Below are 10,408 nucleotides of genomic sequence, written 5' to 3'. Positions count from 1 at the left end.
AGTCCCTGAACGTGATGCGCTGGCGGAAGTCTTCCTGATCGTCGGCCCGACCGAGGCCGACAAGGCCTACGCCGACGCGATGCGCAATTCGGCGCGGAAATTCGCGCTGAAGATCACCGCCGAGAAGCCCTGGACCTTCGGCCCGCTCGCCAGGCGCGCGGCGACACGCCGACCCGGGCCGAGGCGATGGTCTTCACCCGGGGCCTCGACTACGACATGGCCGTCGTGGCGGACGAGGAGGGCGACTGGGGCGACTACGTTCCCTACCGCACCGTCGATCCGCGGCCCGTCGGCGGAACGCAGGCGCTGACGCCCACGACGTGGTCGCCGGTCCTGGAGACCTGGGGCGCCGCGCAGGCCCAGAACCGCTTCCGCCGGCTCGCATCGCGGCTGATGCGCCCGCTGGATTACCAAGCCTGGGCGGCGGTGCGGACAGTCGGCGAAGCCGTCACGGCGAAGAAGACCAACGATCCGGCCGTGATCGCCCCGTACCTCGTCGATCCCGCCTTCACCCTTCCGGCCTACAAGGGCGTGCCGCTGAGTTTCCGGCCTTGGGACCATCAGTTGCGCCAAGCGATCATCGTCGTGCAGCCCAAGGCGTTGGTCTCCGTCGCGCCCGAGCAGGGCTTCCTGCACCAGCGCACGCCCCTCGACACGCTGGGCGTCGACCTCCCGGAGACCACCTGCAAATTCAAGTAGGCCCGCGGCCTGCGGCGATGGAGAGCGGCCAAGGCCCTCGCAACGCGCGGGAATCGCACTACAAACCACTGGAGAGAACGTCCGCCGAGGACGCCGGGAAGCCGCAAGGGAAGGAATTGGGATGAGCCGCCCCGTCGAGGCATGTCTGAGTGGGATCGCCCTTGGGGCGTGGTTCGCCCTGTGCGGTCCGGCCGCCGCCTTCACCGCCTACGTCACGAACGAGAAGGGCAACTCGGTCAGCGTCATCGACACCAACACCATGGCGGTGACGGCGACCTGGAAGGTGGGGCGGCGCCCGCGCGGCGTGACCGTCTCCAAGGACGGCAAGGAGGTGTACGTCTGCGCCAGCGACGACGACCGGATCGACGTGCTCGATACGAGTTCCGGCAAGGTGGTGCGCTCGCTGCGCTCCGGGCCGGATCCGGAGCAGTTCATCCTCGATGCCTCCGGCAACCCGCTCTACGTCGCCAACGAGGACGACAGCCAGGTCACGATCATCGACATCGAGAAGAACAAGGTGCTCGCCGAGGTGCCGGTGGGTGTCGAGCCGGAGGGGATGGGCCTGTCGCCGGACGGCAAGGTCCTGGTCAACACCTCCGAAACCACCAACATGGCCCACTTCATCGACACGAAGACCTTCCAGGTCATCGACAACGTGCTGGTCGATGCCCGGCCGCGCTTCGCCGAGTTCACCGCCGACGGCAAGTACCTGTGGGTCTCGGCTGAGGTCGGCGGCACGGTGAGCGTCATCGACGTGGCGCAGCGCCGGGTGATCAAGAAGATCACCTTCAAGATCCCGAGCGTGAACGACGAGGCGATCCAGCCGGTGGGCATCCGGATCACCAAGGACGGCAGCAAGGCCTTCGTCGCCCTGGGTCCGGCCAACCGCGTCGCGGTGATCGATGCCAAGACCTACGAGGTCGAGAAGTATCTGCCGGTCGGCCAGCGCGTCTGGCAACTGGCCTTCACGCCGGACCAGAAGATGCTGTTCACCACGAACGGCACGTCGAACGACGTCTCGGTGATCGACGTGGCCGCCGAGAAGGTGGTGAAGAGCATCCCGGTCGGGCTCCTGCCCTGGGGCGTGGCGATCTCGCCGAACTGATCCGCGCGACCTCCGGGCGCCAAGCGAGGACGGCCGCGCGCGAAGCGGCCCAAGGGTGGAACACGACATGACGCGCATGTTTCGAACGGCGGCCCTCGGCCTGGCAGGGCTGCTCGCCGCAGCCCCGGCGAGTGCCCTCGACCTGACCAAGAAGCGGGAGAACCTGCCCGACCTCGTCCTGGGCGACGATCAGGGCAACGACTTCGTGGTCGAGAACAAGGACATCACCCTGGAATCCGGCAAGGCCTACCGGCTGCGGATCGTCGCCAAGGGGCGCCAGGAATACAAGTTCTACGCGCCGGAGTTCTTCCGCTACATCTGGTTCAACCAGATCGTGATCGAGCACAAGGAGATCCACGGCGGCGGACCGCCCGATCACCTGGAGTTCGACGATCCCGGCGAGATCGCCATCGAGTTCGTGGCGATCAAGCCCGGCACCTACACCTGGGCGGCGCGGGGCCTGGAATCCAAGGGCATGACCGGCACGCTGACGGTGAAGTGATGCGCATCCTCCTGCTCTCCGCCTGCCTCCTCGCTGCCGGTCCGGCTTTCGCGGCCGACGATGCCTCCGCCTGTGCCGAAGGCATCACGATGATCCGCGACGCCCTCGCGCTGAATCCGCCGGAGGCGGCCGTGCCGAAGCTCAAGAAGGCCCTGCGGGTGGCCGAGCGGGAGCGGAAGGAGGGCGAGTTCGACGAGTGCCTCGACGCCGTGTCCGACGCCCGGAAGGTCCTGGGCCGATGAGCACATCCGAGGCGGCGGCCCTCCTGATCGAGCATGTCGGCCACCGGTTCGGCGCCCGCGCCGCGCTGGACGACGTCTCGATCACGGTGGAGCGCGGGCACTTCGCCGCGCTGCTGGGGCCGAACGGCGCCGGCAAGACGACGCTGTTCTCGGTCATCACCCGGCTCTACAACAACCAGACGGGGAGGGTCTCGATCTTCGGCCACGCCCTCGATCGCGAGCCGTCCCGGGCGCTGGCGCGGCTCGGCGTCGTGTTCCAGGCCCGCACCCTCGACACCGATCTCACCGTCGAGCAGAATCTTCTCTACCATGCGAGCCTGCACGGCATCACCCGCACCGCCGCCAAGGTCCGGGTCGGCGAACTCCTCGACCGCGTCGGTCTGGCGGACCGGCGCCACGACAAGGTACGCACGCTCTCGGGCGGCCAGTCGCGCCGGATCGAGATCGCCCGCTCGTTGATCCACCGCCCGGACCTGCTGCTCCTCGACGAGCCCACCGTCGGACTCGACCTCGAGTCGCGGGCCGACATCGTGGCGATCGTCCGCGCCCTGGTGCGGGAGGAGGGATTGTCGGTGCTCTGGGCAACCCACATCTTCGAGGAGATCGCGGACGACGACGATGCGGTGGTCCTGCACCGGGGCCGGATCGTCGCCCGGGGACGGGCCGGCGAGATCGGCATGCCCGGCGAGGCGCTCGCCGACGCGTTCCGCCGCCTCGTGGCCGAACCGGGGAGGGCGGCGGCATGACCCATCCGACACCCCTCGCCACACGGATCGGCGCCGCCCCGCCGCGGAGCCAGACGGAACGGATCGGTCGCCTCGACGCGGTGGGCTACCTGATCTGCCTCGGCGGCATCGTCCGCCGCGAATTGCTGCGCTTCTTCAATCAGAAGGAGCGGTTCTTCTCGGCGCTGGTCCGGCCGCTGGTCTGGCTGTTCATTTTCGCGGCGGGTTTCCGCAACACGCTCGGCGTGTCCATCGAGCCGCCCTACCAGACCTACGTGCTCTACGAGGTCTACGTGGTGCCGGGCCTCGCCGTGATGATCCAGCTGTTCAACGGCATGCAGTCGTCCCTGTCGATGGTCTACGACCGCGAAGTCGGCTCGATGAAGGTGCTGCTGACCTCGCCCTATCCGCGCTGGCTGCTGCTGCTTGCCAAGCTGATCGCCGGCGTCGCCGTCTCGATCGTGCAGGCCTACGCGTTCCTCGCCGTGGCCTATTTCTGGGAAAGCGACATCCCGGTGCTCGGCTACCTCACGGCGCTCCCGGCATTCCTGGCCACCGGGCTCATGCTCGGGGCGATCGGGCTGTTCCTGTCCTCGCTGGTCCGCCAGCTCGAGAACTTCGCCAGCGTGATGAACTTCGTGATCTTCCCGATGTTCTTCGCTTCCTCGGCCCTCTATCCCCTGTGGCGGATTCGGGAATCCTCGGAGACCCTGTACTGGATCTGTGAGCTGAACCCGTTCAGCCACGCGGTCCAGCTCGTCCGCTACGCCCTCTACGTCCAGTTCGAGCCGGTCGCCTGCGCCGTGGTGGTGGGCGTGGGGCTCGCCTTTTTCGGCATGGCGGTGGTCGCCTACGATCCCGGTCGCGGCATCATGGCCCGGCGCGGCGGCCCGGCCGGCGACAACACCTGATGGAGCCTGCCTGATGAACGTCCTCCTCACCCGCATCCTCGGCCCGGTGCTGGGGCTGGCCTTTCTCTCCGGCCCCGCCCTGGCTCAGCCGAAGCCGGACCCGAATTGGCCCTGCGTCCAGCGCAAGGTCGCCACCCTGAGCGCCGGCCAGTTCTGGACCGGACCGGACGTCGCGGCGGCCGGCGATTGGGGCAGCGACAACGATGCGGCGGTCCTGGCGCAGAAAATCGCCTCCCGGCGCACGGACCTGTCGCAGGTCGGGCCGCTCCTCGACACGTTCGTGGAGAAATTCGGGTCCGACAAGGACGCGAAGGACAAGGCCCTGACGCGCGTCTTCGCGGGCGTGTTCGAGGTGCTGAACGGCGAGCGGGACAAGGTGGTCAGCGGCATCGCGCGCTACGCGCAGGGTCAGCGCCGGATGGCCGAGCGGATCCGCGACGAGGCCGACAAGATCAGCCAGGTGAAGGACGCGCCCAGCGCCTCGGACGCCACCGAGCTTCCCAAGGACCAGTCCGAGCTGGAGACGAAGTTCGCCTGGGATCGCCGGATCTTCCAGGAGCGAAGCCAGTCGCTGACCTATGTCTGCGAGGTTCCGCAGCTGCTGGAGCAGCGGCTCGGCGAGCTCGCCCGCCTGATCCAGGCGCGACTCTGACAGCGCTCGGAGCCCTCTTGCCGATTCATCCCGAGCATATTGCCGAAACGTCCCTAAGCCTCTGAGATCGTTATCGAAACTGTTGCCGTTTCACCACGTCGTGACGGCTTAGCTTGGCTCCGACCGGAAATAGAGCCGAAACGCGGCTCGCGTGTTCTTGAACCAATTGTGTGCGTCTCCGGCACCCGCCAAGAGAGACCCAAGCTCGGAAGTCACGAGCATGTGTTCGGTCTTGAGGGGGTTGGGGATGTCACTTCGGGCGCTTCGGAGCAGCCTGGTCGCGTCAGCATCGGTCCTGGCGGGGACGGTTCTCCCCACCGCCGTGCAGGCTCAGCAATCGGTGACGCTCGGCGAGATCAGCGTCGTCTCGACGTCGCCGGTCGGGTCCGGCGGCGGCAATTCGAGCCAGGCGCAGATCTTCAACGGGCCCGGCCCGGTGCCGCCGGCGGGTTCGGTGGGACCGAGCATCGGAACGCGGCTGCGCGGCTCCGAGCAGCCCCTCTACAAGATCCCCAGCACCGTCGAGTCGGTCACCGCCAGCGATCTCACGATTGATCGCGCCAGCAACAACCTGACCACGACGCTGGCCCGGCGCACCCCCGGCATCAACGTCTCCGACTCGCAGGGCAACAACAACCGCGTCGACATCACCTATCGCGGCTTCACGGCCTCGCCGGTCCAGGGCGTGCCGCAGGGACTCGCCGTCTACCAGAACGGCGTGCGCATCAACGAAGCCTTCGGCGACATCGTCAATTTCGACCTGATCCCCCCGCAGGCGATCCAGCGGATCGACGTCGTCACCGGCAACCCGGTCTTCGGCCTCAACGCGCTGGGCGGCGCGGTCAACATCCAGATGAAGAACGGCTTCACCTGGCAGGGGACCGAGATCTCGGCCTGGGGCGGCTCGGACGCACGCACCGCCGGCTACCTCGAATACGGCAAGGTCTCTGGCCCCTGGAGCGTCTACTTCACCGGCGACGGCCTGAACGACCGCGGCTGGCGCTACGAGAGCCCGAGCACGATCGGCCGGATCTACGGCGACATCGGCTACCGCTCTCAGGATTCGGAGTTCCACCTGATCGGGCTCGCCGCCCGCAGCTTCTTCGGCGCAGCCGCCGCCACCCCGGTGGACTTCACCCACCGCGACCCGCGGGCGATCTTCACCTACCCGCAGACCACCACCACCGAGGTCGGCACCCTCCAGCTCACCGGCCGGGTGGACATCTCGCCGACCTGGGATCTCGCCGGCAACGCCTATTTCCGCCGCTTCAGCCAGACCTACGTCGACGGCAACGACGGCAACTTCGAGAATTGCAGTACACGGTCGAGCTTCCGCGGGAATCTCTGCTTCGAGGATGACGGCTTCAGCCCGGCTGCCGGCCAGTCGCAGAACGCCTTCCGCAACCAGTTCCTGATCCTGGGCCAGCAGAACCAGCGGATCCCGTTCCCGGCGGGCATCCCGTACGGCACGCTGGACACGACCCGGACGGAAGCCACCGGCTTCGGCGGCTCGCTGCAGGCGGCCAACCGCGACCGGATCTTCGGCCTGTCCAACACGTTCGTGGTCGGCGGCAGCATCGACGCGGCCAACTACTCGTTCAAGTCGTCCAGCACCCTGGGCGTGATCAACCCGAACCTGTCGATCACCACCGATCCGAGCAACCCGTTCTACGGCAACATCCCGGGCCTCGGCACGCCGCAGCTGCGGACCGCGGGCGCGCTGGGCATCGCGCCGAGCTCGGTCAACGGCTCCAACCTCTATATGGGCCTCTACACCCTCGACACGCTCGACGTGACCGACCGGCTGTCGCTGACCGCCGGTGCCCGGCTCAACTTCGCGCGCATCCAGAGCGAGGATCTCACCGGCTTCTCGCCGGACGTGACCGGCACGCACTACTTCAACAAGATCAACCCGGTCGCCGGCCTGACCTACCGGTTCTTCGACGCGCTGAACCTCTACGGCAGCTACTCGGAGTCGAACCGCGCCCCGACCCCGCTGGAACTGGCCTGCGCCAACCCGGACCGGCCGTGCCTGCTGCCGAACTCGCTGGTGGCCGACCCGCCGCTCAAGCAGGTCACCGGGCGGACCTACGAGGTCGGCTTCCGCGGCCAGCTGCCGAACACCTATGACGGCGGCATCATCACCTACAAGATCGGCGCCTTCCGCACCGACCTCGCCAACGACATCCTGTCGCTGGCCACCCCCGGCAACACCGCCCGTGCCTATTTCGTCAACGTGCCGTCGACGCAGCGGCAGGGCATCGAGGTCGGCGGCGAGTACACGGCGGATTACCTGCGGGTCTACGCCAACTACGCGCTGGTGGACGCGACCTTCCAGTTCAACGGCACCCTGTCGTCGCCCAACAACCCGCTGGCGGATGACGGCGCGATCCAGGTTCGCAAGGGCAACATCGTGCCGCTGGTGCCGACCCATCAGATCAAGGCCGGGTTCGACTATTTCGTCACGCCCGACTGGCAGTTCGGCCTCTACCTCCAGGCCTTCTCCTCGTCCTACTTCCGCGGCGACGAGTCGAACCTGAACCGGAAGCTGCCGCCCTACTACGTGCTGAACTTCCAGACGAAGTATCAGGTGACGAAGAACCTCGAGGTCTTCGGCCTGATCACCAACCTGACCAACAACCGCTACGCCACGTTCGGCACCTTTGCCGAGCCGGGCGCGGTGGCCGGCAACCTGCGGATCAGCGATCCGCGGACCACGACCCTGGCGCAGCCGTTCTCGGTCTACGCCGGCATCCGCTACGCCTTCGGTGCCGACCCCGTGCCGATGTCGCCGGAGCCGATCATCCGGAAGTACTGATCCGTCCCAGGTGTCCAGAAGCGGGCGCCTCCCGCGGCCGACCGGCCGCGCGGGGCGCCCGTCGCGTTTCGCGGCCCTGCATGCGGCCTCCTGTCTCGGGAACGGGCCCGTCTGCCCGGCGTCTCCCCGGTAGCCGCGCCGGCGCGTCACGATCCGCTCAGGAACGGGATGTCAGCGCCGGCCGCAATCCGACACCGTGGAGTTTCATCCTGATGATCATGCGTTTCGCCGTTGCAGCCCTGGCCCTGGCGGCCGCCACGCCGGCCCTGGCGACCCCGTGCGCCGACGAGGTCTCTACGCTGCAGAGGCGGCTCGACAGCGCCGGCGCCGTCGCAGTGACGGGCAAGACGCCGCCCGGCGGCCCAACCTCGTCCAACTCGCCCAAGGCGCTCGACACGCCGCCAAAGCTCACCGAGTCGGATGCCGCGGTGAAGCCCACGGCTGCGGGTGTCGAGGAGGCCAAGAAGCTCGTCGCGCAGGCGAGCCAGCAGGACAAGGCCGGGGATGCTCAGGGCTGCCGCGACACGATCATGAAGGCCAAGGAGAAGGCGGGCGCCCTGCCGTAGCGGCACCCGTGGCCGGCACCGTCCGGGTGCCGGCCCCTCCGCTCAGTAGGCGTTCTCGGTCTTGAACAGCGCGAAGGGCGTGGTGAGCAGGATCTGCAGGTCGAGCAGAACCGACCAGTTCTCAATGTAGTAGAGGTCGTGCTCGACGCGCCGCTGCAGCTTCTCGGACGTATCGGTCTCGCCGCGCCAACCGTTGACCTGGGCCCAGCCGGTGATGCCGGGCTTGACCTTGTGGCGGGCGAAGTACCCGTCGACCACCTGATCGTACAGGGTGTTGGCGGCCTTCGCCTGAAGGGCATGCGGGCGTGGGCCGACGAGCGACAGGTCGCCCTTCAGCACGTTGAACAGCTGCGGCAACTCATCGAGCGAGGTCTTGCGGATGAAGCGGCCGACCGGCGTCACGCGCGGATCGCCCCGCGTGACCATCCTGGCGGCGCCGGCGTCGCACTGATCCACGTACATCGAACGGAACTTGTAGACCTCGATCAGCTCATTGTTGAAGCCGTGGCGCTTCTGCCGGAACAGGACCGGCCCGCGGGAGGTCAGGCGCACGGCGAGGGCGATCACCAGCATGAGCGGCGACAGCGCCAGAAGCATCATCAGACCGACGCAACGATCGAACACCGCCTTCACCACCACGTCCCAATCGGCGATCGGCCTGTCGAAGACGTCGAGCACCGGAACCGAGCCCAGATACGAGTAGCTGCGAGGACGCAGGCGCAGCTTGGCGGCGTGGGCCGAGAGCCGGATGTCGATCGGCAGAACCCAGAGCTTGGCGAGCATCTGGAGGATCCGCGCCTCCGCGGTGATCGGGATCGTGAAGACGATCAGGTCGAGCCGGGCGTGCCGCGCATAGGCCACGAGGTCGTCGACATTGCCGAGCTTCGGATGCCCCGCCACCACGTCCGACGACCGATCGGCGTTCCGGTCGTCGAACACGCCGACGATGCGGATGCCGCTCTCGCTCTGTGTCTCCAGGGCGGCGATCAGGGCTTCCGCGGGCTGGCCGCCGCCCACGATGGCGGTGCGCCGGTCGAACCGTCCGGCCCGGGTCTGGGCGTCGATGATCCGGAAGAGGACGAAGCGCCCGACCAGCAGCATCGCGAGTCCGGCGCCGAAGAAGGTTCCCAGCCAGAGGCGCGAGTAATGGTCGGCCACCTTGGCCAGCACGAGGCCGGTGGCGACCATCAGAAAGGTCAGCGACCACGCCACGATCAGCCGGATCGCCGTCCTGAAGAAGCTCCGGAAGGCGGCGATCCGATAGCCGCCGGACGCCTGAATCAGCGTCACGGTGGTCACGGCGATCATCCCGATGGCGCCCGCATAGGTCAGACCGAACGGCACGCGACCGCGCAGCATCAGCACGTGCAGGAGCGTGCCGAGGCCGAAGATCAAGGCGCATTCCAGCGCGCGCACCAGCCCGGCCACGACGACGGGCGAGATCGCCGTGGGACCGGGAACCGCAGCCTCGGCGAGGGGGACGCTGTCACGAGCCGGCGCCGAAGAGGCCTCCATCGGCACGGCGGCGTCGAGAAGATCGCGAATATCGAACGCGCTCATCGATCGGCTCCCCCCGAGCCCTGCAGCCGCCACTTCGAACGGAGCTTGGCACGGGGCATTGATTGAAGACTTAAGGGCGAGGGTGTCGCGGCTTTTTCCACTGCGACGCACAAGCCCCGGCGCATCACGTCCCTGCGACCGAGTTCAGGCGGTCCGGGCTCCAGCGATCTCACCGGGGGCAGGCTTGCGGCTTTGCGCGCGGGCCTCGAAGGCCGCGGCGTAGCCGGAGATCACCTCGCTGCCCATGCGCTCCAGCGAGAAGCGCTGCCGGATCGATGCGCTGAGGCTCTGCGTCCGGGCGGCGAGCACATCGGGAGGGGCGTCGAGGACGCGCCGGATGCCGTCTGCGAGCGCGCCCGCATCCCCGGACGAGACCAGATCGGATGCGGCCGGACCGAAGATCTCCGGTATGCCGCCGACTCGGGTGGCGACCAGGGGCTGCGCCGCCGCCGCGGCTTCCAGCACGACGTAGGGCAGCGACTCCGCCAGCGACGGGACGACCAGGATCCGTCCGCGGGCGAGGACGGAGCGAATCGCCTGGGGCGGCTCGAACGCCACCGCGTCGGCGAGACCGAGGCGTGCCACGGTCTCGCGGAGGCTCTGGCATCCGGGCCCGAACCGCCATCAG

The 10,408-nt window shown here is 68.0% G+C and carries 9 protein-coding genes and 2 pseudogenes; 9 read left to right on the top strand and 2 right to left on the bottom strand.

Annotation, left to right across the window (positions count from 1 at the left end; translation table 11 throughout):
• The 9 genes and pseudogenes from I53_RS06735 to I53_RS06695 all read left to right on the top strand — a co-directional run.
• Positions 1-699 (top strand): annotated as a pseudogene (locus I53_RS06735) (ABC transporter substrate-binding protein); the annotation flags it as partial.
• 121 nt (positions 700-820) lie between these two features.
• The gene (locus I53_RS06730; protein WP_043348205.1) at positions 821-1,804 is read left to right on the top strand and encodes a YVTN family beta-propeller repeat protein; all 984 of its coding nucleotides are present in this window, start codon (positions 821-823) and stop codon (positions 1,802-1,804) included.
• 67 nt (positions 1,805-1,871) lie between these two features.
• The gene (locus tag I53_RS06725) at positions 1,872-2,306 is read left to right on the top strand and encodes a hypothetical protein (protein WP_078947281.1); all 435 of its coding nucleotides are present in this window, start codon (positions 1,872-1,874) and stop codon (positions 2,304-2,306) included.
• A complete protein-coding gene (locus tag I53_RS06720; protein WP_043348203.1) occupies positions 2,306-2,548 on the top strand; it encodes a hypothetical protein in 243 nt (80 codons plus the stop codon). The genes I53_RS06725 and I53_RS06720 overlap by 1 nt, the downstream gene beginning before the upstream one ends.
• Complete coding sequence (locus I53_RS06715; RefSeq protein ID WP_043348201.1) at positions 2,545-3,294, top strand: ABC transporter ATP-binding protein; 750 nt, start codon at positions 2,545-2,547, stop codon at positions 3,292-3,294. The genes I53_RS06720 and I53_RS06715 overlap by 4 nt, the downstream gene beginning before the upstream one ends.
• Entirely contained in the window at positions 3,291-4,184 is an 894-nt protein-coding gene (locus I53_RS06710) for an ABC transporter permease (protein WP_043348198.1), read from the top strand. Before I53_RS06715 ends, I53_RS06710 begins: the two co-directional genes overlap by 4 nt.
• A gap of 13 nt (positions 4,185-4,197) precedes the next feature.
• Positions 4,198-4,836: a hypothetical protein gene (locus I53_RS06705; protein ID WP_043348195.1), complete on the top strand. Its 639-nt coding sequence runs from the start codon at positions 4,198-4,200 to the stop codon at positions 4,834-4,836.
• A 247-nt stretch (positions 4,837-5,083) separates the two neighbouring features.
• Entirely contained in the window at positions 5,084-7,654 is a 2,571-nt protein-coding gene (locus tag I53_RS06700) for a TonB-dependent receptor domain-containing protein (RefSeq protein ID WP_043348193.1), read from the top strand.
• Positions 7,655-7,866: 212 nt separating this feature from the next.
• On the top strand, positions 7,867-8,220 hold the full coding sequence (locus I53_RS06695) for a hypothetical protein (protein WP_078947280.1): 354 nt from the start codon (positions 7,867-7,869) through the stop codon (positions 8,218-8,220).
• 42 nt (positions 8,221-8,262) lie between these two features.
• Here I53_RS06695 and I53_RS06690 read toward each other — a convergent pair whose 3' ends face one another.
• Positions 8,263-9,780, bottom strand: a complete 1,518-nt coding sequence (locus tag I53_RS06690; RefSeq protein WP_043348191.1) for an undecaprenyl-phosphate glucose phosphotransferase — start codon at positions 9,778-9,780, stop codon at positions 8,263-8,265.
• A 144-nt stretch (positions 9,781-9,924) separates the two neighbouring features.
• A pseudogene (locus tag I53_RS06685) lies at positions 9,925-10,395 on the bottom strand (glycosyltransferase); the annotation flags it as partial.
• Positions 10,396-10,408: the final 13 nt, after the last annotated feature.

The organism is Methylobacterium sp. B1 (assembly GCF_000333255.1).
In the GTDB taxonomy this organism is placed as follows: Bacteria; Pseudomonadota; Alphaproteobacteria; order Rhizobiales; family Beijerinckiaceae; genus Methylobacterium; species Methylobacterium fujisawaense.
This window is presented reverse-complemented; position numbering and strand designations above follow the sequence as displayed.